This is a genomic window from Bradyrhizobium erythrophlei (genome assembly GCF_042430365.1).
Lineage (GTDB): Bacteria > Pseudomonadota > Alphaproteobacteria > Rhizobiales > Xanthobacteraceae > Bradyrhizobium > Bradyrhizobium erythrophlei.
The window spans coordinates 258,505-282,793 of the sequence record NZ_JBHMET010000274.1 but is presented as its reverse complement, the minus strand read 5'-3'; the positions used below and the strand labels follow the sequence as shown (position 1 = coordinate 282,793).

At 64.0% G+C, this 24,289-nt stretch carries 23 protein-coding genes; 12 read left to right on the top strand and 11 right to left on the bottom strand.

The genetic code is table 11. The annotated features are described in order from the left end of the window. The first annotated feature begins 258 nt into the window (after positions 1-258). Positions 259-1,101: a hypothetical protein gene (locus ACFFWD_RS43235; protein ID WP_376975545.1), complete on the top strand. Its 843-nt coding sequence runs from the start codon at positions 259-261 to the stop codon at positions 1,099-1,101. Positions 1,102-1,303: 202 nt separating this feature from the next. After that, positions 1,304-2,373, top strand: a protein-coding gene (locus ACFFWD_RS43230; RefSeq protein ID WP_376975543.1) for an IS630 family transposase whose coding sequence is annotated in 2 segments (ribosomal slippage) — positions 1,304-1,840 and positions 1,843-2,373 — 1,068 coding nt in all. Because the reading frame shifts where the segments join, the coding sequence is not laid out codon by codon here. A 110-nt stretch (positions 2,374-2,483) separates the two neighbouring features. Here the strand turns inward: ACFFWD_RS43230 and ACFFWD_RS43225 are convergent. The 7 genes from ACFFWD_RS43225 to ACFFWD_RS43195 are packed head-to-tail and all read right to left on the bottom strand — an operon-like array spanning position 2,484 to position 10,278. Next, positions 2,484-3,011, bottom strand: coding sequence for a MarR family winged helix-turn-helix transcriptional regulator (locus ACFFWD_RS43225; RefSeq protein WP_376975542.1), 528 nt, complete (start codon positions 3,009-3,011; stop codon positions 2,484-2,486). Positions 3,012-3,029: 18 nt separating this feature from the next. Continuing rightward, positions 3,030-3,764, bottom strand: coding sequence for an SDR family NAD(P)-dependent oxidoreductase (locus tag ACFFWD_RS43220; protein ID WP_376975541.1), 735 nt, complete (start codon positions 3,762-3,764; stop codon positions 3,030-3,032). A 6-nt stretch (positions 3,765-3,770) separates the two neighbouring features. Beyond that, on the bottom strand, positions 3,771-4,283 hold the full coding sequence (locus tag ACFFWD_RS43215) for an aromatic-ring-hydroxylating dioxygenase subunit beta (RefSeq protein WP_376975540.1): 513 nt from the start codon (positions 4,281-4,283) through the stop codon (positions 3,771-3,773). Position 4,284: 1 nt separating this feature from the next. Then, positions 4,285-5,598 (bottom strand): aromatic ring-hydroxylating dioxygenase subunit alpha, encoded by a 1,314-nt coding sequence (locus ACFFWD_RS43210; protein WP_376975539.1) that lies wholly within the window; start codon positions 5,596-5,598, stop codon positions 4,285-4,287. 11 nt (positions 5,599-5,609) lie between these two features. Then, positions 5,610-6,572: a PDR/VanB family oxidoreductase gene (locus ACFFWD_RS43205; RefSeq protein ID WP_376975537.1), complete on the bottom strand. Its 963-nt coding sequence runs from the start codon at positions 6,570-6,572 to the stop codon at positions 5,610-5,612. 2 nt (positions 6,573-6,574) lie between these two features. Continuing rightward, the gene (locus ACFFWD_RS43200; RefSeq protein WP_376975536.1) at positions 6,575-8,119 is read right to left on the bottom strand and encodes an indolepyruvate oxidoreductase subunit beta family protein; all 1,545 of its coding nucleotides are present in this window, start codon (positions 8,117-8,119) and stop codon (positions 6,575-6,577) included. Continuing rightward, the gene (locus ACFFWD_RS43195) at positions 8,116-10,278 is read right to left on the bottom strand and encodes a thiamine pyrophosphate-dependent enzyme (RefSeq protein ID WP_376975535.1); all 2,163 of its coding nucleotides are present in this window, start codon (positions 10,276-10,278) and stop codon (positions 8,116-8,118) included. The genes ACFFWD_RS43200 and ACFFWD_RS43195 overlap by 4 nt, the downstream gene beginning before the upstream one ends. A gap of 270 nt (positions 10,279-10,548) precedes the next feature. Here ACFFWD_RS43195 and ACFFWD_RS43190 point away from each other — a divergent pair, with 270 nt between their 5' ends. The 3 genes from ACFFWD_RS43190 to ACFFWD_RS43180 all read left to right on the top strand — a co-directional run bounded on the left by ACFFWD_RS43190 (position 10,549) and on the right by ACFFWD_RS43180 (position 13,866). Further along, on the top strand, positions 10,549-11,724 hold the full coding sequence (locus ACFFWD_RS43190) for an acyl-CoA dehydrogenase family protein (RefSeq protein WP_376975534.1): 1,176 nt from the start codon (positions 10,549-10,551) through the stop codon (positions 11,722-11,724). A 76-nt stretch (positions 11,725-11,800) separates the two neighbouring features. Continuing rightward, entirely contained in the window at positions 11,801-12,892 is a 1,092-nt protein-coding gene (locus tag ACFFWD_RS43185; protein WP_376975533.1) for an NAD/NADP octopine/nopaline dehydrogenase family protein, read from the top strand. After that, positions 12,889-13,866 carry a 3-hydroxybutyryl-CoA dehydrogenase gene (locus ACFFWD_RS43180; RefSeq protein ID WP_376975532.1) on the top strand — a complete coding sequence of 326 codons (978 nt, stop codon included), beginning with the start codon at positions 12,889-12,891 and terminating at the stop codon, positions 13,864-13,866. The genes ACFFWD_RS43185 and ACFFWD_RS43180 overlap by 4 nt, the downstream gene beginning before the upstream one ends. Positions 13,867-13,878: 12 nt before the next feature. On the opposite strand, the gene ACFFWD_RS43175 is transcribed toward ACFFWD_RS43180, so the two are convergent. From ACFFWD_RS43175 to ACFFWD_RS43160, 4 genes are read right to left on the bottom strand one after another with little or no spacing between them, the layout of a single operon-like run. Beyond that, the gene (locus ACFFWD_RS43175) at positions 13,879-14,583 is read right to left on the bottom strand and encodes an ABC transporter ATP-binding protein (RefSeq protein ID WP_376975971.1); all 705 of its coding nucleotides are present in this window, start codon (positions 14,581-14,583) and stop codon (positions 13,879-13,881) included. Between the two features lie 5 nt (positions 14,584-14,588). Next, positions 14,589-16,358 (bottom strand): branched-chain amino acid ABC transporter ATP-binding protein/permease, encoded by a 1,770-nt coding sequence (locus tag ACFFWD_RS43170; protein ID WP_376975531.1) that lies wholly within the window; start codon positions 16,356-16,358, stop codon positions 14,589-14,591. Next, complete coding sequence (locus tag ACFFWD_RS43165; protein ID WP_376975529.1) at positions 16,355-17,398, bottom strand: branched-chain amino acid ABC transporter permease; 1,044 nt, start codon at positions 17,396-17,398, stop codon at positions 16,355-16,357. The genes ACFFWD_RS43170 and ACFFWD_RS43165 overlap by 4 nt, the downstream gene beginning before the upstream one ends. A 38-nt stretch (positions 17,399-17,436) precedes the next feature. After that, positions 17,437-18,585 (bottom strand): ABC transporter substrate-binding protein, encoded by a 1,149-nt coding sequence (locus ACFFWD_RS43160; protein ID WP_376975528.1) that lies wholly within the window; start codon positions 18,583-18,585, stop codon positions 17,437-17,439. Between ACFFWD_RS43160 and ACFFWD_RS43155 the strand changes: the two genes are divergently transcribed. The 7 genes from ACFFWD_RS43155 (at position 18,554) to ACFFWD_RS43125 (ending at position 24,274) form a co-directional block, all read left to right on the top strand. Beyond that, positions 18,554-18,727, top strand: coding sequence for a hypothetical protein (locus ACFFWD_RS43155; RefSeq protein WP_376975997.1), 174 nt, complete (start codon positions 18,554-18,556; stop codon positions 18,725-18,727). The two genes, ACFFWD_RS43160 and ACFFWD_RS43155, sit on opposite strands and share 32 nt — an antisense overlap. Before the next feature lies 1 nt (position 18,728). Further along, positions 18,729-19,553 carry an alpha/beta fold hydrolase gene (locus ACFFWD_RS43150; protein WP_376975527.1) on the top strand — a complete coding sequence of 275 codons (825 nt, stop codon included), beginning with the start codon at positions 18,729-18,731 and terminating at the stop codon, positions 19,551-19,553. Between the two features lie 492 nt (positions 19,554-20,045). After that, positions 20,046-20,846 carry an aspartate/glutamate racemase family protein gene (locus ACFFWD_RS43145; protein WP_376975526.1) on the top strand — a complete coding sequence of 267 codons (801 nt, stop codon included), beginning with the start codon at positions 20,046-20,048 and terminating at the stop codon, positions 20,844-20,846. A gap of 8 nt (positions 20,847-20,854) precedes the next feature. Further along, the gene (locus tag ACFFWD_RS43140) at positions 20,855-21,007 is read left to right on the top strand and encodes an OsmC family protein (protein WP_376975525.1); all 153 of its coding nucleotides are present in this window, start codon (positions 20,855-20,857) and stop codon (positions 21,005-21,007) included. A gap of 29 nt (positions 21,008-21,036) precedes the next feature. Next, on the top strand, positions 21,037-22,215 hold the full coding sequence (locus ACFFWD_RS43135) for a thiolase family protein (RefSeq protein WP_376975524.1): 1,179 nt from the start codon (positions 21,037-21,039) through the stop codon (positions 22,213-22,215). Continuing rightward, positions 22,212-23,453, top strand: a complete 1,242-nt coding sequence (locus tag ACFFWD_RS43130; RefSeq protein WP_376975523.1) for an SDR family NAD(P)-dependent oxidoreductase — start codon at positions 22,212-22,214, stop codon at positions 23,451-23,453. The genes ACFFWD_RS43135 and ACFFWD_RS43130 overlap by 4 nt, the downstream gene beginning before the upstream one ends. 32 nt (positions 23,454-23,485) lie before the next feature. After that, complete coding sequence (locus ACFFWD_RS43125) at positions 23,486-24,274, top strand: cyclase family protein (RefSeq protein WP_376975522.1); 789 nt, start codon at positions 23,486-23,488, stop codon at positions 24,272-24,274. Positions 24,275-24,289 lie beyond the last annotated feature (15 nt).

Here is a 24,289-nt window from a genome sequence, read left to right as displayed (position 1 = left end):
GTGGATGGTCGGCCGCTGCTTGAAGTGTAAGCATTTGAAATATTTGTATTTTTGTGTGCAGCCTCAGCCGGCCGAGCCGATAAGCGCACCGCAACGTCGTTCGAATGACGCGTCCCACCGATGTTGATCGGCACGACCAACGGGCCATGAACCTCATCGAGTTTCGGTCGCACAAACAGCCGAGTTCCCGCGATCTTGCGCCAGCCGGTTGGTGAGGGCCAGACGGGTCAACAAGCCAGACAAATCTGGAGATCAAACATGGCCGTGCAGCAGTTGCGAAATGAGAGGCGTCCCCTGAAGCCGCTACAGCCCTGGACCCAACCACCTGACACTTTCAGATACAAAGTACAGACCGGCGATACTTGGCTGACATTAGCCGCGAGAAACAATCATCAATTCGGCGAGCACACGCTCATCTGGCTCAATTTCCGCCTCAGCCCGCTGGACCGCTTTTACACCGACCAGGTCAATTGGTATTTGCGTGAATATGTCGGTTGCCGTCACAGCCATGACGGCGGACGAAACTGGGCGTTCACAGACGACGCAGATCCCGGATACATCTTTCTTCCGAACCTCACCTACAACATGGACGCGATCGCGATCACCGGCCGAGTGGGCGTGGGCGGAGTAAGCGCGCCTGTATACAGCGACAAGAACGCCTACGATACGATCTCCAAGGCGCTGGATATCTACAGCGTGGCGGACATGGGCATCAGCATGTCGCAGATTCCGCTTGCTGCTCTGATCGAAGGCGGAATGATCGCGACCGGCGCGATCGCGGCGATTACCGGTCCGTTCGTTGCGCTCGGCGCACCTTACAATGACGCCCTGAAGTCCAAGACGAGACAGCACTTTTTCGGCGGCTTTTTTTTGTTCGACATTCGTCATGACTGCCGACGGCTGGTCTGCCAAGACCGTGAACGACTTCTATCCGCCGTTAGCTTCCCCGCCTCTCGACATTTTCTTTCCCGAGAAGCGCGAGACGTTCCGTCAACTCTACAATTTCGGACTCAAGGCCGGGCGGCTGCAGGGCTCGCGGCTGAATACGGTGGACCAGAAAAACCTCTTCATCCTGCTTCGCTCTCGCCTTACCGACGCTGAGGCGCGGGACTGGAATGGTGAGGTGAAGGAATGGCCATGGAAAAAGAAGAAAGACTACTACAATCGTCTCAGCAGTATCCTCAAGAAAACGATGCTGGACAACGATTTGCAGATTAATACCAATCCGCTGAGGTGCTGACTCACGGCGGTATTCCCAAATCAGAGGATCGATGATTCAACATGGCAACTGGAGGGAGTTGCCATGGGCCAGCCGATAGCGGTTCGAACGGATTTTGCAGCGGTTGAGGTGCGCCGGCTGGCGCGGCGGGCGAAGGACAGCGATCAGGTCCGGCGCCTTCTGGCGATCGCTGCGGTGCTCGATGGCGCATCGCGGGCGGAGGCCGCCAAGGTCGGCGGGATGGACCGGCAGACGCTTCGCGACTGGGTGATCAGATTCAACGAGCAAGGGCCTGATGGTCTGATCAATATTCCCGCGCCAGGTGCGCCGGCGAAGCTCAACACGGAGCACCGGGCGTTTCTGGCGCGGATCGTGGACGAAGGGCCGACCCCGCCCATCCACGGCGTGGTGCGCTGGCGGGCCTGTGACCTGATCATGCGACTGTATGAGGAGTTCGGCATCTCGGTGTCAGACGATACGGTCTATCGAGCCCTCAAGGACCTCGGCTTCTCACACGTCAGCGCCCGGCCGAGAGCGTACAAGCAGGATCCCGAGGCGATCGAGGCATTTAAAAAAACTTCCACGCTCGCGTGGAGGAAATCCGCAGCAGCCTCGCGCGGGACACGCCGGTAGAGGTGTGGTTCCAGGATGAGATGCGGGTGGGGCAGAAGAACAAGCTCACCTATCGCTGGGCTAGAAAGGGATCGCGGCCGCGGGCCGCTCACGACCAACGCACGCAATCGACCTACCTGTTCGGTGCCGTGTGCCCGGAGCTCGGAACCGGCGCGGGACTGGTTCTGCCCTTCTGCAACAGCGAGGCCATGCAGCTTCATCTCAACGAGATCGCCAGCAAGGTCAGCCCTGGCGCCCACGCCATCGTCATCCTCGATCAGGCCGGGTGGCACGGAGCGAAGGAACTGAAGATCCCGCACAACATCTCGCTGATGCCGTTGCCGCCGCGTTCGCCCGAGCTGAATAGCCAGGAGAATATCTGGCAGTTCATGCGCCAGAATTGGCTGTCAAACCGCGTCTTCAAATCCTATGACAACATCGTCGATCACTGCTGTTACGCCTGGAATACTCTCATCGATCAGCCGTGGAAGATCATGTCAATCGCGCTCCGCGATTGGGCCTACATCGGTCGATCAATTTGAGGATTAGTATAAGCTGAGGTGATCTGATGCCGACGACGCGCTGGTGCCGCCTGCCTATCGCGATGCGAAGCCGCCGATGCACGGGCAGGAATCCGCTTGTGGCGTCCGCGTCAGGTGTGCTTGTCCAAGCGGCGCTTCAGCAGGGTCAGGTGTTGCAGCAGGTCCGACTGCGCGACGGGCGACAGTTCCCCGATCAGGGCGATCACCCATTCCTCGTGCCGCCGCGCCATCCGGCCGAATTCCCTTGCGCCTTCCTGTGACAGACGCAAGCGGAAGGTGCGGCGATCTTCGGAATCGACCTCGCGATGGATTAGGCCGTCGGCTTCCAGCTTCTGCACCAGCGCGGTGATTGCGCCGTTTGAGACCATCAGGAGCTGCGAAACCTCGGACATAGTCGCGCCTGCAGGTTTGCGCGCGAGCTGCGCCAAAAGGTCGAAGCGGGCCAGCGTCGTGTTGAACTCCTTGCGCAGCCGGGCGTTCAGGGCCTTTTCGATCCGGGTCGTACAGGAGAGCAGCCGCAGCCAGATGCGCAGCTCGAGATGTGCGCCATCGGACTCGTGCGCCGGCTCGACCGGTCGCAGCGGTGGCGGGCGCGCGCTCTTCGGGGATCTGACCTTCCGTTTGGTTGTGGCATCCATTGCTGCGTCTCACCGTAACTAGATGGAAATCGACCCGATGCTGGCGCCACCGCAGACATAAAGCGTCTGCCCGGTAATGAAGTCTGCATCCGGTGAACTGAAGAAACTGACCGCGCGCGCAACGTCGGTGGATTTGCCGAGGCGGCCACGGGGAATCGACCGCGCCAGCGCTTTCGCGCGTTCGGATTCCGGTGACATCACGCTCTCGAACATTTCGGTGTCTGCGATCGGGCCCGGTGCGACGACGTTGACCGTGATGCCGAACGGGGCGAGCTCGAGCGCCCAGGTCCGCGCCATGCCGATGATGCCGGCCTTGGTGGCCGAATAGACCGTGCGGGTGGCGGCCCCGAGTGCGGCGCGGGACGACAGCAGCACGATGCGGCCGAAGCGCGCCTGTTTCATGCCAGGCAGCGCCGCCTGCGCCAGCGCAATTCCGGCGCCGAAATGGAGCTGCGCCAAGGCGGCGACGTCTTCGTCCTCGACTTCCTCCAGCAGCTTGGCGCGGATCGCACCCGCATTGTGCACGACATGGGTGATCGCAACCTTCGCGGCGATGTCCGCGGTCACCTGGCGTGTCGCCGCCGCATCGAGCAGATCGACCTCGCGCGAGGAGAGCTTCGGATGGCTCCAGTCGGGCTTTCGACGTGACAGCGAGATCACGTCATAGCCCTCGGCGAGGAGGCCGCGCGCGATCGCCGCGCCGATGCCGGTATTGCCGCCGCTTACGATTGCCGTGTAGTTGGCCACGCTCATCGTTCCCTACATGAAGAGCTGGATGTTGCCGAAGGCCGCATCGCAATTGATCAGATCGACGCGCTTGAGCTTGATCTTCAGCCTGCCGTTCTCGACGGTCAGATGATGCGTGGCCCAGGCCGCATAGAGCGTCTGCTCGTCCTGGCGGGTTTCGACATAGTGCATCGGGGTCCAGGTGACGTAGCTGTTCGCAGCGGCGTCACGGCAATCCACCTGCGGCGTCTGCAGCACGTGATGGCAGCGGCTCTTCGGCTTCTGGCTGAAAGTCCGCGCGCCCTTGAGCCGTTCGACCCGGATCGAGAGCAGCAGCTTGTCCTCGTACATCAGCGAGCAGGTCAGCCTCGGATCGGTCTGATTCCATTCCAGCGGCATCCAGTAGAAGGCGTCATCGGCGTACAGATCGAGCCATTCGTCGAAACGCTGCTGATCGATCAATCGCGCCTCGCGGACCACGAAGTCGATCAATTCCTGATCGGTGGGAACGGCACTCGCGAGAGGGGCCTCGGCAACCATGCTCATGTCACATCCCCATCGTCATGAACTTGGTCCACGCCCGGAACTGGTGGCGCATCGGCCATTCGCTGGTCCCGTTGATCGCCACGTTGGTCTGTCCGGTTTCGTCGGGGCTGTAGAGGCGCTGGAGATTGACCCACTCGTTGCCGTTCGAATGCAGGCCTTCCTGCGCGCGTTCATACATTTCGAGGTCGTCATGGCCGACGATGGAGGTCGGCGCATTGATGAGACGGTTGTACATCAGCGTGCGCTCCAGCAGCATGTCGGGCGCGTCGACGAGCTGGAACGTCCAGGACTCGACCAGCGTCTTGTTGGCTGCGACCGGCTTGAACTGCCGCAACAGCTGGATCGGCCCCTTGATCATGATGTTGGGGAAATAGACCGTGTTGTGTCGGTTCTCGCCCAGGATCGCCTTGGCGCGGTCCTCGCCATAGGTCGCCGTCATCTTCTCGAAATAGCCGGGCACCGCCGAATAGTCGGAATGGATCGAGTGGTGAACGCCGGTGTGGCCGTGGCCATTATCCCAGATCCGGATGCCCATGTTCTCGAAGAACTCATACGGGCTCATGAAGGGGGCGATGATCTCCACCGCCATCGGCTTCTTGGTGCCGGGTGGCGCCTTCTTCCAGACCTCGACCACGGTTCCGGCGGAGGACTCGTGCGCCACCATCGGGTGGCAGGTGTCGGTCTGGTTCTCGACCAGCATCTTCCAATTGCAATTATGCACGTAGCGCAGCACGCCGCCGGCAACCTTGAGCTGGCCGACCGGCGAGCGGTCGATCATATTGTCGAAGCTCGACAGGCTTTCGCCGAAGAACTCCTCGAAATCGAGGCCCCCGTCGTTGATCTTGGCGAACACGAAGCCGCGGTAGTTGCGGACATGGCGCACCGGTGTCATGCCGCGCGCGGCCTCACTCTGTTCGAAGCCGGTGTTCTCGTAACCCTTCTTCAGGGGAATCGCGAGCAGCGAGCCGTCGGTCTTGAAGCTCCAGGCGTGGTAGGGGCAGCGGAAGAATTTTCCAGTGTTGCCGCAGGTCTCGGAGGTGATGCGCGTTCCCTTGTGGGGGCAGCGGTTGTGCAGCACGCGCACAGTGTTGTCGGTGTGCCGGACCAGCAGAACCGGCTGCGTGCCGATCGTGGTGCCGAAATAGTCGCCGGGATTGGGCACCTGGCTGTCGTGGCCGACATAGACCCAGCTGTTCGGGAACATGTGCTCCATCTCGAGCTGGAACACCTCCTCGCTGACATAGACGTCGCGGTGAACCTCCTGATCGCGGACCAGGGCACGGATCGCCGCCGAGTTCCCGGCATATCGGGGCATGCGTTCCTCCATCACAAGTCGAGAACGAGTCGCTTGGTCTTCGCGCGCGAAATGCAGATTTGCATCACTTTGTTCGAGGCCTTCTCGCTGTCGCTCAAGATGTAGTCGCGATGATCGGGGATGCCCTCGATCACCGCGGTCTGGCAGATCCCGCAATCGCCGCGCTTGCAGTCATGTAGTGGGTCTTCGCCGGCCTCGATCAACACGTCGAGGATGGTCTTGCCGGCGGGAATTTCGTAGACGCGACCGCTGCTCGTGAGTTCAACCTCGAAACCGGTGTCGCCGGATTTTTCTTCGGGCGCGGTGAAGATTTCGAAATGCAGCCGACCCTGCGGCCAGTTGAGCCGCTTCGCCAGCGCGATCGCCGCTTCGATCATTGGCAGGGGGCCGCAAAGGTAAAGCGGCACGTGCCGAGCGAGCCGTGTCATCAGGCCTTCGAGATCGAAGAACCGACCGGATTCGTCGTCGGCGTGGATAGTCGCGTTTGCGCTTGTGAGCCGCTCGATCTCGCCGAGAAAGGCGAGTTCGGCACGGCTGCGGCCGGCATAGTGGAACGAGAACGGTCGTTTCGCGGTGCTCAGTTCACAGGCCATCGTGAGCAGCGGCGTCACGCCGATGCCGCCCGCGACCAGCACTACTTCATCTGCGCCGGCGCCGAGCGGGAAATTGTTCGCCGGAGGCGAGATCGTCAGGCGATCGCCGGCCTTGAGACCGTGCATATAGAGGGAGCCGCCGTGGCTCTTGCTCTCCTGCAGCACGGCGATGCGATAGGTGGTCGGATGCTCCGCCGCGCGGGGCGAACCGGTCTCGATCAGCGAATAGGAGCGCCGGCCGACGTCAGGCAGATGGACATCGATATGGGCGCCGGCGGCCCAGCCCGGCATCGGCGCGCCATTGGCGCGCGCAAGCACGAACTCGCGGATGCGCGGCGTGAGCGCTTCGGTCTTCGATACCACGACTTCGAATTGATCCATCCTCAGGCGTCCTCGAACAGCGTCTCGACGGTGCGCAGCGCGCCGTCGAGCTCGGCGCCATCGATGTCCTTCAGCGCGACCTTGGTCAACCGCTGCACCCATTCGGCCGCGTCGGGCCGGCCGGCCAGGCGCTCGGACGCAAGCATGACCTTGCCGAACTTCGATTCACCGCGTGAGTGCGTGTCCGAATAGCCGCCGACGAGACGGCGCGCCTCGCATACGGCGGTCGCGAGCGCGACATCGCGTGCTGCGAATTTCCGGATGCGTTGCGTCCAATCGTCGAGGTGGCGCGTCTCCCGGGCATGCCGCAGCGTGCCACGGCGGAAGCGGCGCAGCCCTGCGACACAATACAACAGCAGGAAGGACGACGGCGCGGTCGTGCGGAGCTTGCGTCCACGATCGACAAGCCGGGCGAGCCGTTCGCTGCGTTCGAGCTTTTCGCCAAGCCACGGCGGCAAGAGTCCCGCCATCTCCTCGATCCGCGGGTGGAAAAATTCGGTGATGGCGAGGATTTGGTCATCGCCGGCCCGTACCTCCCGGCGCACCCGGTCGAACCGCCCCGCGCGCGTCTTGAGGTCGGCCACGCGGATGACGTCGTCATAAGCCATCGCGACCGCGAGATATTTGGCATAGGCCTGCAGCAGGCCGGTCGCATCGCGCGGCAACGCTTCCAACCGATCAAGATACTCGCGCCCATAGGCGACGTCCTGGAAGTCGACCACGCGCTGCAGGCCGGCGGCGACGATTCCGTGCAGCCCAGCCGGCAATTGCCGGGCTCGCGCGACCAGTGCGTCGTAGCCAGCGTGTCCGGTCAGCTCGAGTTTTGGAAAGCGCTTGGCAAGCGGCGGTTTCGCCGTGGGCTTGATCTTTGGGTCCTGCTTGAGCGCAGCCGCAGCGCGCTCGCGGCCCGCGGAGAAGGCGCGCAGGCTGGCATCGACACCGACGCCGGAGGCCCGGATCGTGGCCTCAAAGTCCTCAATGGCGAAGGGCAGGGCACCGGAGCCCGCAAGCGCACCGAACAGCACCGAAGAGACCACGCTGCCTGCGGCATCGGCAATCTCGGCCATGTCGAACGCGATGAAGCGATTGGCCGCGACATTCGCCGCCTCGTAGACCTGCGCCGCGTCAGCCGTGCCGTCACCGGGCGCGGTCTTTTCGATCACGGCCAAGGAACGGTGCGACGAGCCGATCAAAAGCGTGCGGTCGGGCGAGACCAGTCCGCGCAGGATGGCGCGGCCGGCCTCCATCAATTCGGCGCCGATGACGATGTCGACCCTTCCCGGCGCCGGCATCAGCGACAGCACGGGGTGACGGTCGGGCTTGCTCGCGTCGGGCGCGATTATTTCGATGTAGTAGACCGTGGCGCCGGTGCGCTGGGCGACGCCGGGCACCGACGTCGATTGCGCGAACCAGCCGCGCCGTTCGGCCAGCGCCACGATCCAGTCGACCAGCACGCCGCCGCCCTGACCGCCCATCGCGAGCACCGCGACGCTGATGGGGCGTGCCCGACTGAGGGCAATGGAGGTGGGCGCGACCGGGACGTTCATGCCGCCTCCTGCTCGAACATCACCCGCCGTCCCGCGCGCCAGCGCTGCAACGCGCCGATCATCCGCCGCCAGATACGGTCGAGCCGCGCTTCGAACGCGGTCGGGTTGGAAACGACGTCGGCGCGATAGAAGGAGGGGCATAGGACGGCCGCATCCGCAACCTCGCCGCAATGGCCGCAGCCGACGCAACTGTTGTCGACGGCGGCGACCGGACTGTCCTTCAACGGGTCGCTGGTCGGTTTCACCGACAGCGACGGGCAGCCGGACAGGCGGATACAGGCGTGGTCACCGGAACAGACGTCTTCATCGACACCAAAGCGCTCGCGCACGATGCGCTCGCCGCGTTTGGCGGCTGCGGCCACCAGCGGCTTCACGCGGCGCTGCTTGTTCAGCATGCACTCCGACGAGGCGACGATGATCTTCGGTCCCTTCTCCTCCGTCGTGAGGGCCTCGCGCAGGGTGTCGCGCATCCGCGTGACGTCATAGGTGCGGTCGATCTGGCGTACCCATTTGGCGCCGACGCCCTTCACCGCCTCGACGATCGGATGCTTGGTCGAACGCGATCGGTTGTCTGCGCGCGAGGAGGGGATGTCCTGGCCGCCGGTCGCGGCGGAATAATAATTGTCGACCACGACGATCACGCCGTCATGCTGGTTGAAGACGGCGTTGCCAACGCCGCTGGTCAACCCGTTATGCCAGAAGCCGCCGTCGCCCATCATTGAAATCGGGCGTTTCCCCGCAGGAACATTGAAGGCTGACGCCGACGCCGGGCCGAGCCCATAGCCCATGGTGGTGGCGCCGATATTGAACGGCGGCAGGATCGAAAACAGGTGGCAGCCGATATCGGCGGCCACATGGTGCGGCCCGAGTTCCTTTTCCACCAGCTTCATTGCGGAAAAGATCGGCCGCTCCGGACAGCCTGTGCAGAAGCCCGGCGGCCGCGGCGGCACCACGTCGGCCAGCGCGCGGATCTTGTCGTCCACCTCGACACGGTCGATGTTCGGTGCGCGCGCGGAATCCGGCAGCGCGTCCGAGCGCCAGCGACGGATGAAAGCGCCGATCGCCGCGCCCATCACCTGCGCGGTGTATTCGCCCGCCATCGGGAACAGGTCCTTGCCGTGCAGCTTGGCCGGTATATCAGCATTGCGCAGGATCTTGTGCAGCGCCTGTTCGATGAATTCGGGCTGGCCCTCTTCGACCATCAGCACGGCCTTCTTGCCGCGGCAGAAGTCGATTACCTCTCGGTCGACGATCGGGTAGGTCACGTTCATCACATAGAGCGGCACCCGTGTCTCGCCCCAGACGTCGGCAAGTCCGGCCTCGCGCAGCGCCGTGATAACGCCGTTGTACATGCCGCCCTGCATGATGATGCCGATATCGTCGATATCGCCGTCAAAGATCTCGTTCATGCGGCGCGCGTGGATGAATTCGATCGCCGCGGGCCAGCGCTGCTCGATCTTTTCTTTCTCGTGCAGGAACGAGGCCGGCGGCAACACGATCCGATTGGTGTCGCGCGACGGCTGGTCGAGCGCGCGGGAGAGCGGAAAGGCGGGGCGAACGTTGTCACGGGTGGCGAAGCGTCCATGCACATGGCAGGCGCGAATCCGCACCTCCAGCATCACGGGCGTATTCGACGCCTCGGACAGATCGAAGGAGTCCCGCACGGCCTTGACGATCGAGGCCACGTTGGGCCGCGGATCAACCAGCCAGAGCTGCGACTTCATCGCAAACGCGTGCGAACGCTCCTGCATGATGGAGGAACCTTCGCCGTAATCCTCGCCGATGATGATCAGCGCGCCGCCGGTCACGCCGCCCGAAGTGAGGTTGGCGAGCGCGTCGGACGCGACATTGATGCCGACCGGCGCCTTGAAGGTCACCGCACCGCGGACCGGATACATCACCGAGGCAGCCAGCGTCGCCGCGGCGGTTGCCTCGCTGGCGCTGGATTCGAAATGCACACCGAGATCGGAAAGGATATCCTGCGCGTCCGACAGCACGTCCATCAGATGCGAGATCGGCGCGCCCTGATAGCCGGCGACATAGCTGACGCCGCATTCGAGCAAGGCCTTGGTGATGGCAAGGATGCCTTCGCCGCGGAATTCCTGGCCGGCGCCGAGCTTGAGGTCTTCCACCTCGCGCGCGAAAGAGCGTTCTGCCATGCTCGTCTCCTCGGCCCGGAACTCGGGATGACCGAATATAATTTTAGACGTCAAACAAAAATGATGTCAATCGGACTCGAGGGATTTGGCTCGGCGAAACTCCTCACGTTCAATTCTGTGCTTTTTTCAGCTTGTTTCGTAGGCTCGTCGTGCAGCGGGCCGGCTCCGAGCCCGCACCCGCTCGCTTGACAGGATATTTTAGACATGAAACGTTATTGAGGCGCGTTGCGTGTGGCGGCGTGCGCAAAACCGGCGTTGCGGGAGACTGACATGACCCCGATTTCGCAGTTGCGCGGGCCGTCGCGCGAACATCTCGCGTGGCCGTTCTTCGATTCCCGTCACAGCGAATACGTGGCCGCGCTCGACGCGTTTGCCGCCGGTCTCGGCGACACGCATGGCGAGGACGTCGACGAAACCTGCCGCTCGCTGGTTCGCAGGCTCGGTGCCGCGGGATTGCTGGAGGCATCGGTCGCCGGCGACCGACCCGATGCGGTGATCGATTCCAGATTGATCTGTCTCGCCCGTGAGACGCTGGCCTGGCACAGCGGGCTTGCCGATTTCGCCTTTGCGATGCAAGGACTTGGCACGGGCGCGGTGGCGATCTCCGGATCGCCCGAATTGCGCGCGCTGGTGCTGCCCAAGGCGCGACGCGGCGAATGGATCGCCGCCTTTGCCTTGTCGGAGAAGGAAGCCGGCTCCGATGTTGCCGCCATGGGCTGCAGCGCACGGCGCGAAGGCAATCACTTCATCCTGGATGGCGAGAAGACCTGGATTTCCAACGGCGGCATCGCCGACGTCTATACGTTGTTCGCGCGAACCGGCGAGGCGCCTGGCGCGCGGGGCATTTCCGCCTTCGTGGTGCTTCCCGACGATCCGGGCTTTTCGATTGCCGATCGCATCGATGTAATGGCGCCGCACCCGCTGGCGAGGCTGCGTTTCGAGGGCTGCCGGATTCCGGCGGCGCGGCTATTGGGCTCGCCGGGCGAAGGTTTCAAGATCGCGATGCGCACGCTCGATATCTTCCGTGCGTCGGTCGCAGCCGCTGCGCTGGGTTTCGCCCGCCGTGCGCTCGATGAGGCGACGGCGCATGCTCTGACGCGGCGGATGTTCGGTGGCGTGCTGGGGGACCAGCAATTGACGCAGGCCGCGCTCGGCGACATGGCCGCGGGTGTCGACGCCAGCGCGCTCCTGACTTACCGCGCGGCGTGGCGGCGCGACGTGCAGAACGCGTCCACGACGCGCGAAGCGGCGATGGCGAAGATGGTCGCCACCGAAACGGCGCAGGCGGTGATCGACCGCGCCGTGCAGATGTTCGGCGGCCGCGGTGTACGCTCGGGCGAAATCGTCGAGCAGCTTTATCGCGAGATACGCGCGCTGCGCATCTATGAAGGCGCGACCGAAGTCCAGAAACTCATCATCGGACGCGACGTCCTGAAGGGAGCCTGAGCGCACGGCGATCGAGTCGCGTCTTGCTACAGGGCGCTGGACAGATCGAATCTTGCCAACGGAGTTGGGGGACATCTTGAAGATCGCAGTGCTGGGTGGAGGAAACGGCTCGTTCGCGGCCGCCGGCGACCTTGCTTTGGCCGGCCACGAAATCCGGCTGTGGCGGCGAAATCCTGGAGACGTCGAGACGCACCGTGCCCAGGGCGGCACGATAACAGTCATCGATCGCTCGGGCCGCCGCGATGTCAGGCTCGCGACAATCACGTCATCGATCGCGGAAGCCATTGAAGCGGCGGACCTCATCCTCTGCCCGGCGCCGGCATTCGCCCAGGCCGCGATTGCCGCTCTGGCCGCACCACATTTGCGCGACGGCCAGGTCGTATTTCTGCCGCCCGGCACATTCGGCTCCTACATCTTCGCTCGCGCTGCGCTGGACGCGGGCAATCGCGCGGAGATCGCAACCGCTGAGACCGGGACTCTGCCGTGGCTTGCGCGCAAACAGGGCACCTATGCGGTCCGCATCTCGGGCCGGGGAGCGCGGTTGCCAACCGGCGTATTTCCCTCGCGCCTCGCCCGGCATGCGTTGAGCGTGATCCAATGCGCGTTTCCGAACGCTATCGAGCCATGCGGCGATGCGCTTTCGGGAGCGCTGATGAACGCCGGCCCGATCATCCATCCGCCGCTGATCACCATGAACGCTGGCCCGATCGAACATTTCGAGAAGTGGGACATCCACAAGGAGGGAACACAGCCGGCGATCCGCCGCGTCACCGACGCGCTCGATGCCGAACGTATCGCCATCCGCGAGGCGCTTGGCTATGGAAGGCCGCATTTTCCTCTTGCCGACCACTATTCGCGCGACGGCGAACCCTGGATGTATGCGCGCGACGCGCATGAGCAGCTCACGGATTCCGGAGACTGGTCCGAACGCCTCGTTCTTGTCGAGCACCGCTACATGCTGGAAGATTTGCGTCTCGGCCTGTCGTTCCTTGCATCGGTGGCCGGCCTTGTGGATGTGCAGACGCCGCTTGTGAACGCGTTTCTGGCGATAGGCTCCGCCATCACAGGAGAGAATCTTGCGGTGACCGGCCGGACCTTGTCTTCGCTCGGCCTCGGACATCTCGACCGGGCAGCGTTGCAAGGCCTTCTGGCCGAAGGCTTCAGATGAAGCCGGTCATCGGGTGTCTCGGCGCCGGCCGAATGGGCCGTGGCATTGCGGTCGTGTTCGCGTTCGCCGGCCATCAGGTCGTTGTCGTTGATTTCAAGGAACGGGAGGCGTCGGCATTTGACGCGCTGGCGGCCGGGGCCAGGGCGGAAATCCGATCGACGCTTGATATCCTCGCGCGCATCGATCTCCTTCCGCCGGAGCTTGTGCCTGTGATTGCCGACCGGATCACGATTGTGCCTCGGCAAGGGGCGGCTGCGGCGCTTCCGCGCTGCGACGTCATCTTCGAAGGGATGCCGGAGATCCTCGACTTGAAGCAGGCGGCGCTGGCTGAGGCCTCGCGGCTCGCAGGCGAGGGCCCGATCATCGCCTCGACCACGTCGACGATACTGGTCGACGACCTCGCGGGATCGATCGCACGTCCCGGCCGCTTCCTCAATGCGCACTGGCTCAATCCGGCCTATCTGGTGCCGTTGATCGAATTGTCGCCCGGAAGACTTACGGCACCTGAGACAACGACGCGGATGAAGGCGCTGCTCGAAGGCATCGGCAAGGTACCGGTCGTCTGCGCGGCGCGGCCGGGCTTCATCGTTCCGCGAATCCAGACGCTGGCGATGAACGAGGCTGCCCGCATGGTGGAGGAGGGGGTTGCGTCGGTGGAGGACATCGACAAGGCTGTCATCTATGGCTTCGGATTCCGCTTCGCGGTGCTGGGCCTGCTCGAGTTCATCGACTGGGGCGGCGGCGATATCCTGCATCATGCCAGCCGCTATCTGGTCGAGGCGCTGGGCGACAACCGTTACGCCGCACCGCCGATCATCGCGTCGAACATGCGCGAGGGGCGTATCGGCATGAAGACCGGGCAGGGATTCATGGACTATGAGGGCGTCGACCAGGCCGCCTATCGTGAACGGCGGCTCGCGGCCTTTGCTTCGGCGCTGCGGGCCATGGGCCTTGCGCGCAAGCCCGTCGCTTGATGGGCGCCTGCGTCAGTGGCCGCCGAGATACGCTGCGATCAGCTTCGGGTCGTGGATCAGGGTGTCCGCCGGACCCGACTGGATGATCTCGCCGGTTTCCAGCACATAACCGTAATCCGCGGTCTCCAGCGCGGCGCGGGCGTTCTGCTCGACGATAAGGACCGACACGCCGAGACTCCGCAGCGATGCAATGGTGCGGAAGATCTCGCGGACGATGAGCGGCGCCAGACCGAGGCTGGGTTCATCGAGCACGAGGAGTTTCGGCTTCGCCATCAGCGCGCGGCCGAGCGCCAGCATCTGCCGCTCGCCACCCGACAGCGTGCCGGCGGCCTGCTTGCTGCGCTCCTTCAGCCGCGGAAAGCGGTCGAACACGTCGTCGAAAGATTTCCGTGTCGCGGAGCGGTCGCGCAGGCTGTAGGTCCCGAGCAACAGGTTGTCGACGACTGACATGTCGGCGAACAGCTCGCGCTTCTCGGGCACAAGGCAGAGGCCGCGCTCGACGCGGCCCTCGACATCGACCTTCGAAAGATCGGCCCCTTGGAAGATCATTCGTCCCGTGGATCGCAATAGGCCGATAGCCGCCATGAGCAGGGTGGTCTTGCCGGCGCCGTTTGGGCCGATCACGGTCACTATCTGTCCCTGCTCGACGGAAAGCGAGACGTTCCGCACAGCCTCCACCTTGCCGTAGGCGACCGACACATTCTCGATCGAGAACATCTGTGTCACGCGACTCCTCCGAGATAAGCCTCCTGAACCCGGGCGTCGCTGCGGATCGCCGCCGGTCCGCCTTCGCAGAGCTTGGAGCCGAAATCCAGCACGACAATGCGGTCGACGAGCGACATGACGAACTCCATGTCGTGCTCGACCAGAAGGATCGTCAGATGGTCCGCGCGCAAGGACCGCAGCAGTTCGGCGAGCTGCTGCTTCTCCTGGCGACGCAAGCCGGCCGCAGGCTCGTCGAGCACGAGCAGCGTCGGGTCGGCGGCGAGGGCGCGGGCGATTTCGAGCACGCGCTGATTGCCGAGCGGCAGGTTGCCGGCGAGCTCAAACGGCTTCTCGCCGAGCCCGACCCGTTCGAGCTGCTGCAGGGCCTCGTAGCGCGCGCTCGCCTCTTCCGCCTGGTTCAGGCGCAACGCGCCGGCGAGCAGGCCGGTCCTGGTGCGCGAATAGGTGCCGAGCAACACATTGTCGAGCAGCGTCATGCGCGGCCGCAGCTTGACATGCTGGAAGGTGCGGGAGATCCCGGACCGGGCGATGCGGAATTGCTGGTCATGGGTGATCGACCGGCCCGCGAACTTGATGTCGCCGCTATTGGCGCGTAGCGCGCCGGTGAGCAGGTTGAACATCGTGGTCTTGCCGGCGCCATTCGGCCCGATCAGGCCCAGGATCTCGCCGGACCGCACCTCAAAACTGACATTGTTGACGGCGACCAGGCCGCCAAATCGCCGTTGTGCGCCGCTGACCTTGAGAAGGAGGGTGCCAGGTGCCGGTTGGTCGCGGCGCGGCAACCGAGCCGCCTGTTGCGGACGGGACAATTTCAGTTCCGGCAGAATGCCGGCGACGAACGGGACAATGCCTTGCCGCGCCCGTTGCAGAAACAAGATGAAGAGCGCCGAGAAGGCGACGATCTCGAGTTGACCCGAGGCGCCTTTCGCAATCAGCGGGAGGTAGTCCTGCACGGCGTTCTTCAGCAGCGTGACGATTGCCGCGCCGACCACGCCGCCCAGAATGCTACCGGCGCCGCCGACCATCGCCATCATCAGATATTCGATGCCCATGCTGGCATCGAACGGGCCGGGACTGACGAAGCGGCCGAGATGGGCATAGAGCCAACCGGACAGCGCGCCGAGAAACGCGGCGATGACGAACGTCACGAGCTTGATCTGGAACGCGCTGATTCCGAGGCTTTCGACCAGCGTATTGCCGCCGCGGAGCGCGCGCATCGCCCGGCCGATGCGCGAATCCAGGAGGTTGTAGCAAACGAGCAGGACCGCTGCGACGATGGCCCAGATCAGGAAATAGATCTGCCGGCTCTCGACCAAGGCGATCGACCCGATCGAGATCGGCGGAATGCCCGAAATGCCGTTGTGCTCGCCAAGCCCTTGAATGTTACCGAACAGGAACGCGATTGCCAGTCCCCAGGCGACCGTGCTTAGCGACAGGAAGTGTCCCTGCAGGCGCAGCGTCACGAAGCCCAGGATCGCCGCGATGCCGCAGGTCAGGACGACCGCCAGCACCAGTCCGAGCCATGGCGAATAGCCGTTCAGCGCAGTGACCCATGCCGTGGAATAGGCGGCGACGCCGACGAAAGCCGCCTGGCCGAACGACACGATGCCGCCGACCCCGGTCAACAAGGCGAGCCCGATGGCCGCAAGCGAATAGATGCCGATGTAGTTCAGCAATGTAATGCTGAACGGATTGAGCACGAAGGGCGCCAGGATGAGGCAGGCGATTACCGCGGCAACGATGAGACGGATTTGCGGCAGGGTCATTCCTCGACTTCCTCTTCGGAATGCTGCGAGGCGAGCGAACGCCAGAGCAGGACGGGGATCAGCAGCGAGAAGACGATGACGTCCTTCAGGGTGCTGCTCTGGAATGAGGCGAAACTTTCGAGAATGCCGACGCCGAACGCACCGAGTGCGGCCCCCGGATAACTGGTCATGCCGCCGACGATGGCGCCGACGAAGGCCTTTAGGCCGAGCAGGAAGCCGGAGTCGTAGAAGATTGTGTTGACCGGCGCGATCAGAATGCCGGATACGCCCGCCATCAGCGATCCCAGCAGATAGGCAATGGTCCCGGCGCGCGCCGGCCGAATTCCCATCAGGCGTGCGCCGGTCCTGTTGAAAGCCGTCGCGCGCAGCGCCTTGCCGATCAGCGTGAAGTCGAAGAACAGAAACAGCAAGCCGCTGAACACCAGCGCTGCCGCCAGGATCAGCACCGTTTGTCCGGAAACGTGTACGCCGGCAATCTCGATCGCAAGCGAGGTCAGCGGCTCGGTCCTGACGCCCTCAGGCCCGAAGAACAGCAGGCCCAGTCCGACCAAGGCGAAATGAAGCGCGACCGAGACGGTCAAGAGCAGCAGAACCGAGGCGTCCGCGATCGGACGAAATACGATCCGGTCCAGCAGCGGCGAGATCGGCATGATCAGAAGCAGCGCCAGCACAATCCTGACCGGCATCGGTGGATTGAAGCGCATCGCGAGCCAGACGATCCCGACCACGATCAGGGGAAGCAAGAGATAGCCGAGGACGGCTTTCGGCACCGAGCGAAGCTCGGCGGCGCGCGCAAGCGAGACCACCTCCATCACGCATGCCATGCATGCCAGCGCGACAACCAGTCCGACCGTTCCGGGAAGCTGCCTGGCGTCCAGCGCCGCCAGCGTCAGGGCTGTAAAGGCCGCGATGTCGCCGAATGGAATGAAGATCACCCGCGTGACGGTGAAGATCAGCACGGTTCCGATCGCCACCAAGGCGTAGACCGCCCCGGTCGCTATTCCGTCGATCGCAAGGATCGCTGCGATGTCTGCCGTCATGCCGTCGGTTGTCCTTCCGTGTTACCCTTCGACGTCGCTCAGGGCTCGTAGGTCCAGGCACCGTTGATCAGGCGGACGATCACCAGCGCGCGCTCGTCCACGCCGTAGTAGGCTCCGGGCTTGAAATTGTAGACCGCGTGCACGCCCGAGAGCTCCTTGGTGTTGAGGATTTCGTCGCGCAGGGCCTTGCGAAACTCGACGGTGCCGGGTTTCGCGGTCTTCAAGGCGCGCGCCGCGGCTGACCCGAAGATCATCCAGCCGTCGAAGGAATAGGCCGAGAACCCGTCCGTGGTCGGGATATTGTTGGCCTTCTGGTAGGCGGCGCGGAATTCGAGCGCGAGCTTCTTGGCGAAATGGCTGTCGGGAAGCTGTTCGGCCACGATGACCGGGCCGGCGGAGACCTGAATTCCGTCTGCGGATTTGCCGCCGACACGGACGAAATCCGGATTGACCAGCGCCACCGTGCCGTAGGTCTTGCCCTTGAAGCCGCGTTCGCCGAGCGCAAGCAGCGGCAGCGCGCCCTGCGTGCCCGACCCGCCAATCAGCACGGCGTCCGGACGCACCGCAAGCACCTTGAGGATCTGGCCCGTGACCGACGTGTCGACGCGGGCATAGCGTTCGTTGGTCAGCACCTTGATGCCGTCCTCAGCTTCGGCGGCCTTGGCGCCATTGTAGACGAGGTCGCCCCAAGCGTCCGAGAAGCCGATATAGCCGATGTTCTTCATGGCGTCGCGCCTCATGCGATCGGCGACGACCTTGACCAGCAGCGAGGCGGGTTGCGGAACGGAAATGGCCCATTGATCGGCCGGATTCGGTTGTCCGTTGAGCGGGGAGACGGCGATCATCGGCACCTTCAACTCAGTCGCAACCGCCATCATCGCGATGGTCGATGGGGTGGTTGCGGTGCCGATCAGGACATCGACCTTCTCCTCCTCAATGAGCTTGCGTGCATTACGAGTGGCAGAGGACGGATCTGAGCCATCGTCGAGCTGAATCAGCTTGATCTTTTCGCCGTTGATCTCGTTCTTGTACTCCAGTGCGGCCTGGATGCCGCGCCCGTAAGGGATGCCGATCGAGGAGCCGGGTCCACTGAGCGACGTCACGAATCCGACCGTGATGTCGGCCTGCGCGGTCGAGGCCGCGAGGAGGCCGCCGATGAGTGCTGTCAAACTCAATATCTTGCGCATCGCATTCCCCTTGGTTGAAAACAGGCGCTACCTGAGCGAGATGTCTACATGGGTCGAGGTCGGACCGACACGATCGATTGATGTTGCAATTGCAGTTGAAACACGGCGGGGGCAGGTTCCCGCTGCCGGACAGGAGCTATGAAATGACTGCCAGCAGAGCCGGTTCCAACGTCGAGCGCCGCTTCGTTCCGACGCGCTTCGGCCGCATCCACGTGGCCACAGTGGGAACAGGCGTCCCCGTATTGCTGCTGCATCAGACGCCGCGCTCGTGGGATGAGTATCGCGACGTGCTGCCGCTGCTCGGCCGTGAATTCCGCGCGATTGCGATGGATACGCTCGGCTTCGGGGATTCCGACCGTCCGACCGGCGAACCTTCGATCGAATTGTGGGCACAGGCGGCGCTTACGCTGCTCGACGCGCTGGACGAGCCGCGCGCTGCGATCGTCGGTCATCACACCGGTGCTGTTATCGCGATGGAAGTGGCCGCTTCGGCGCCGGCGCGGGTGGGCGCGCTGGTGCTCTCGGCCTGTCCTTTTGTCGATGCGGCGCGGCGCGCCAAGCACGCGGGCAAGCGGGTCATTGACGATGTCGAGACGCGTACCGACGGCACCCATCTCACCGAGCTCTGGGCCCGTCGGAAGCCGTTCTATCCGGCCGATGATACCGATCTGTTGCAGCGCTTCATGATCGATGCCCTGCGGTCCGGCGCGATGGCGGCGGAAGGCCATCGGGTGGTGAATCGCTATCGGATGGAAGACCGGCTGGGACACATCCAGTGTCCCACGCTGGTCATTGCTCCGACAGGCGATCCGCACGTTCATCCGGTGGCTCCAAGGGTCGCTGGAGCTATCGGCGGCAGTATCCTGCGCGAGCTCTCAGGAGGCATGGTGCCGCTTCCCGATCAGATGCCGGAGGTTTTCGCCGGCCTCGTTCGCGACTTCGTGGCCACCCACGTCGCCAAGCCATAGAGCCCAAGAAGCGGCTGCCGCGGCGAATGCGAATTCGCCGGGAGCACCTGTTGTTCCGAGCTCGATGATCTCAGTCACGATGAAGGAACCTTATCAACGCCACTTTCAACGCGACGTGCGCCCGCGCAGCGTCGGTCCCCGTCAATTGTTTAAAGCCTAAAGTATCTCTCGGCCGAACGTCAATACGCCTTGTTTCGTGCAGCGCGGAAAAGTTTGTAGAGATACGCGCCGCCGAGAAAGCTGAATTCGCTTATGCCAAAGCGGGAGGCGCGATCTGCCTGTCGCTTCGGCACGCCGTCGCCGTCGTGCGCAGAGGTGCGTCGGCGTGCCGTTCAATTGACGCGAAAATTATTTTGTGGTTGAAATATTTCGGTCGATGGACGGTGCCGTCGCTGCGGCACATGTTCACAACGACAGGCTTGCGTTTCGTCAATCCTCGCAGACTTCGAGGGCGACGATCGGCGCGGTCCGCCTGCGAACGGGATATCCGCTGTGCGCATCTTCTGGCAGAGCTTCGTCGACCAGGCCACAAGCGCGCCGTACATGGCGCGGCTTGCCACCTATCTGAACGAGATCGCCGCGCCCGGCACCAGCGTCCATGTCGAGGGCATCACGCCCGCCGATCGCGACTTCGGGCGCTTGAGCGAATTCCGTTGCGCGATCCAGGCGGTCGACAATGGGCTCGCGGCGCAGGAGCGCGGCTTCGACGCCTACGTCATGGGTCACTTCCAGGATCCGGGATTGTACGAACTGCGCTCGGCGCTGACTATTCCTGTGGTCGGAGCCGGCGAGGCCACGCTGCTGGCGGCCTCGCAGCTCGGGCGGCGGCTTGGCCTTGTCACGCTCGATGCCGCATTCGAGGTTTGGCATTACGAGCAGGCCGATCGTTACGGGCTTTCCGGCCGCGTGGTCCATGTCACCGGCATGGGCTGCAGGCCGGAGGATTTCAGCGCTGCCTTCGCCGGCGATGCGGCGGCAAGAGCGCGCATGCTGAGCGACTTTGCGGCCTGCGCGCAACCACTTCTCGATCGCGGTGCCGACGTTGTCATCCCCGCCGGCGTGTTGCCCGGTCTCCTCATTGCGAGCGAGCATGGCTTCAAGATCGGTCATGCCCCCGTGGTCAACTGCGCCGCGGTCGCGCTGAAGAGCGCCGAGATGTGGGTGCAGCTGCGACGCCTCAACGGCACCGAGCCAAGTCGCGGGCCGAGCTTCGCCCTTGCGAACGACCGCGCTCGCCAGGATTTTCGCACGGTCGTGACGCGGACGCAGACCGCCGCACCCGAAAGGCGCTGAGGACGAGCATGCTGCAGCCTGAAAGGATTCTCTATGAGGCCGAGGTCACGGCAACCGGTGGGCGCGACGGCAAGGCCGCGAGCGACGACGGTCTTCTGTCGGTGTCGCTGTCGCTGGCGAAAGGACTCCGCGGTCCGGGCGGGCCGGGGACCGTGCTCTGAGCGCCTTGACGATAGGAACCGGCAGTCCGATGCAGCGCTCCATCCGAACACCTTATGACCGGGTCGTGATGGCGGTTCCGGTGACGATTCCCTACGTGCGCTACTCGATCGAGAGCGCGCAATGGTGGATCGGCCGCGCGCTGAAATCGCTGGTCGAGGGTGCCGGGATCACGCCGCGCGACATCGACGGCTTCTGCGTGTCGAGCTTTACGGCGGGACTCGATAGCGGGGTCGGTCTCACCCAGCATTTCGGCCTTTGCGTGCGCTGGGTCGACACCATTCCGCTGGGCGGCGCGAGCGCGATTGCCGCGCTCCGCCGTGCCGCGCGGGCAGTGCAGGCGGGCGATGCTCGCATCGTGGCCTGCGTGGCCGGCGACACCAACCACGTCGATTCCTTCCGCTACACGCTCGAGAATTTTTCGCGTTTCAACCAGGATGCCGTCTATCCCTACGGCGCCGGCGGCGCCAATGCGAGTTTTGCGCTGATCGCACGCAACTACATGCGGACGTTCGGCGCGCGGCGCGAGGATTTCGGCAAGATCGCCGTCGCACAGCGTAGCAATGCACTTCGCAATCCCCACGCGTTGATGAAAACGCCGCTGACCATCGAACAGTATATGTCAGCGCGGCCGATCGCCGACCCGATCCATCTGTTCGATTGCGTGATGCCGTGTGCCGGCGCCGAGGCATTCCTCGTGATGGGGGAGGATGTCGCCGCGTCGCTGAATTTGCCGGCCGCCAGAATCCTTGCCACGATCGAACGCCACAACGCGTTCGGCAACGACCCTGTCCAGGTGCGTGGTGGTTGGGCGATGGACGTCGATGAGCTCTACGCGATGGCCGGCATCAAGCCTGACGATCTCGACTTCGTCGAAACTTATGACGATTACCCAGTGATCTCGATGATGCAGTTCGAGGACCTCGGCTTCTGCCATAAGGGCGAAGGAGCGGATTTCGTGCGGCAGCATGACCTAACGATCGACGGCTCCTTCCCGCACAATACCTCCGGCGGTCAATTGTCGGTCGGGCAGGCCGGCGCCGGCGGCGCTTACCTCGGGGTCGTCGAGGCGCTGCGCCAGGTGCTCGGGCTCGCCGGCCCGACGCAGGTCAAGGATGCGCGGATCGGCTTAGCGTCGGGCTTCGGAATGATCAACTATGATCGCGGCCTCGCCTCGGGCGCGGCGATCCTCGCGGGACCAGGCTCATGATCGAACCGATCGTCAAACCGCGCCGGAAGAATCCGCTTGCACGAACGCGGCTGCCGACGTCACCACCGCGCGGACGCAGCCGCGCGTCGCACGGCTTTACCCGCGCCGCGGCCGAGGGCCGCTTCATGCTGCAGCGCTGCGGTGCCTGCGAGACCTTCTGTTATCCGGCGCGCGATGCGTGCCCCGCCTGCCTTTCCGCCGATCTCATCTTTGCGGATGCGCCGCGGCGCGGCACGCTGCTGTGCGAAACCACGCTGCACGTCCCGGCTGACGTGCATTTCCGTGAGCGCGCACCGTGGCGCGTCGGCCTGGTCGCGATGGACTGCGGGCTGAGGCTGGTGACGCACCTGCATGCCGATTGCGAAGAGGGCCGGCCGGTTGTGATGTCGTTTCAACTGGACAAGGCCGGGCAGGCCGTGGCTTTCGCGCACCCCGAACGTGAGACCCCCAATATGACGGACGACAGGCAGTGGCGTGAGATGACAGCCGATCCGAAGTTCCGGCGCGTTCTTGTGACGAACGGGCGGAGCGTCGTCGGCCAGGAAGCGGTGGCCGCGCTGAAGGCGGCCGGCGCGTCGATCGTGTTCGTCGGCGTTGCCGAACCCTGGAAGCCGTTTCGCGGCGAGGACGCGTTGCGCGCGATGGAAGGCGTCGAGATCGTGCCGCTCGACGTCGGCGACGAGAAGGCGGTCGCCGATCTTGCGGCCGACATCGGCGGCAAGGTCGATATCCTCATCAATACCGCTGAGCATGTCCGCTCCGGCGGGCTGCTCGATCGCCAGGGTACCAGCGTCGTGCGCGACGAGATCGACCAGACCTATCTCGGCTTCGTGCATCTGGCACAGGCGTTCGGGCCGGCGATGCGGATGCGGGGCTCTGATGGCGTCAACAGCGCCGCCGCCTGGGTCAATATCCTGTCGGTCTATGCGCTGGCGAACTGGCCGGTATTCGGCGCCTATTCGGCGTCGCAGGCTGCCTCGCTCTCGCTATCGCACTGCCTGCGCGCGGAGCTTCGGCCCGGCGGCGTCAAGGTCGTGAACGTATTCACGGGTCCGCTCGACATCGACTGGTTCCAGACAGTGCCGCCGCCAAAGGTCGCGCCCCGTGCGGTCGCGTCCGCGATCGTGTCGGCGCTCAAGCGCGGACTTGAAGACGTGTTCGTCGGCGATGTCGCCGAGGAGATTCGCCAGCGCCTCGCGGCGAATCCCAAGGCCGTCGAGCGTGAGCTCGGGGCATAACCGAGCTTGTCAGAAGAAACGGGAGAAGCGCGATGGACAGCAACAGTCTCGTGCAATTTGCCGGCGCGGTCGCATCGGGCGCGGTGCGCGTCGTCGACCTGACCTTCACGCTCAGCCCGGATTTCCCTGTCATCGTGCTGCCGCCCGAGTTCGGCCAGGCGGCGCCGGTGCGCATCCAACGGATTTCGCATTACGATGCGGCCGGTCCGGCCTGGTACTGGAACAACCTGACCTTCGGCGAGCACACAGGCACGCATTTCGACGCGCCGATCCACTGGTTCACTGGCAAGGATCTGCCGAACAATTCGGTCGACACGCTTCCGGTCCGCGACATGATCGCGCCGGCCTGCGTGATCGATTGTTCGGCAGAGGCCGCGCAGGATCCTGATTTCCTGCTAACGATCCCGGTCGTAGAAGCCTGGGAAGGCCGCTATGGACGAATCCCGCCACGCCATTGGGTCTTGTTGCGCACCGACTGGTCGAAGAAGGGCTGGCGCGACTATGCCAACCTGAAGGACGACGGGGCGCATACGCCTGGGCCGGATGCCGCTGTCATGCGCTGGCTCGTCGAGGAGCGCGGCATCATCGGCTTCGGCACCGAGACGATCGGGACGGATGCCGGCCAAGGCGGTCATCTCGACCCGCCATATCCGGCGCACCATTTCCTTCATGGTGGCGGTCGTTACGGTCTGCAATGCCTGTGCAAACTCGATGAGCTGCCGCCGACTGGCGCGGTGATCGTTGCGGCGCCGCTGAAGATCCAGAACGGTTCCGGCAGTCCGCTGCGCGTCCTTGCGCTGGTGCCTGCAGGGCAGGGGTGAGTACTTTTCGTTCGT

What these genes read in the sequence shown, in the direction of transcription:
- ACFFWD_RS43140 (WP_376975525.1), top strand. Translation starts at nt 20,855, where the DNA reads ATGCTGCAGCCTGAAAGGATTCTCTATGAGGCCGAGGTCACGGCAACC.
- ACFFWD_RS43125 (WP_376975522.1), top strand. Translation starts at nt 23,486, where the DNA reads ATGGACAGCAACAGTCTCGTGCAATTTGCCGGCGCGGTCGCATCGGGC.
- ACFFWD_RS43135 (WP_376975524.1), top strand. Translation starts at nt 21,037, where the DNA reads ATGCAGCGCTCCATCCGAACACCTTATGACCGGGTCGTGATGGCGGTT.
- ACFFWD_RS43160 (WP_376975528.1), bottom strand. Translation starts at nt 18,585, where the DNA reads ATGCGCAAGATATTGAGTTTGACAGCACTCATCGGCGGCCTCCTCGCG.
- ACFFWD_RS43150 (WP_376975527.1), top strand. Translation starts at nt 18,729, where the DNA reads ATGACTGCCAGCAGAGCCGGTTCCAACGTCGAGCGCCGCTTCGTTCCG.
- ACFFWD_RS43215 (WP_376975540.1), bottom strand. Translation starts at nt 4,283, where the DNA reads ATGAGCATGGTTGCCGAGGCCCCTCTCGCGAGTGCCGTTCCCACCGAT.
- ACFFWD_RS43180 (WP_376975532.1), top strand. Translation starts at nt 12,889, where the DNA reads ATGAAGCCGGTCATCGGGTGTCTCGGCGCCGGCCGAATGGGCCGTGGC.
- ACFFWD_RS43170 (WP_376975531.1), bottom strand. Translation starts at nt 16,358, where the DNA reads ATGACCCTGCCGCAAATCCGTCTCATCGTTGCCGCGGTAATCGCCTGC.
- ACFFWD_RS43155 (WP_376975997.1), top strand. Translation starts at nt 18,554, where the DNA reads ATGAGTGCTGTCAAACTCAATATCTTGCGCATCGCATTCCCCTTGGTT.
- ACFFWD_RS43175 (WP_376975971.1), bottom strand. Translation starts at nt 14,583, where the DNA reads ATGTTCTCGATCGAGAATGTGTCGGTCGCCTACGGCAAGGTGGAGGCT.
- ACFFWD_RS43165 (WP_376975529.1), bottom strand. Translation starts at nt 17,398, where the DNA reads ATGACGGCAGACATCGCAGCGATCCTTGCGATCGACGGAATAGCGACC.
- ACFFWD_RS43130 (WP_376975523.1), top strand. Translation starts at nt 22,212, where the DNA reads ATGATCGAACCGATCGTCAAACCGCGCCGGAAGAATCCGCTTGCACGA.
- ACFFWD_RS43220 (WP_376975541.1), bottom strand. Translation starts at nt 3,764, where the DNA reads ATGAGCGTGGCCAACTACACGGCAATCGTAAGCGGCGGCAATACCGGC.
- ACFFWD_RS43200 (WP_376975536.1), bottom strand. Translation starts at nt 8,119, where the DNA reads ATGAACGTCCCGGTCGCGCCCACCTCCATTGCCCTCAGTCGGGCACGC.
- ACFFWD_RS43235 (WP_376975545.1), top strand. Translation starts at nt 259, where the DNA reads ATGGCCGTGCAGCAGTTGCGAAATGAGAGGCGTCCCCTGAAGCCGCTA.
- ACFFWD_RS43190 (WP_376975534.1), top strand. Translation starts at nt 10,549, where the DNA reads ATGACCCCGATTTCGCAGTTGCGCGGGCCGTCGCGCGAACATCTCGCG.
- ACFFWD_RS43205 (WP_376975537.1), bottom strand. Translation starts at nt 6,572, where the DNA reads ATGGATCAATTCGAAGTCGTGGTATCGAAGACCGAAGCGCTCACGCCG.
- ACFFWD_RS43210 (WP_376975539.1), bottom strand. Translation starts at nt 5,598, where the DNA reads ATGCCCCGATATGCCGGGAACTCGGCGGCGATCCGTGCCCTGGTCCGC.
- ACFFWD_RS43225 (WP_376975542.1), bottom strand. Translation starts at nt 3,011, where the DNA reads ATGGATGCCACAACCAAACGGAAGGTCAGATCCCCGAAGAGCGCGCGC.
- ACFFWD_RS43195 (WP_376975535.1), bottom strand. Translation starts at nt 10,278, where the DNA reads ATGGCAGAACGCTCTTTCGCGCGCGAGGTGGAAGACCTCAAGCTCGGC.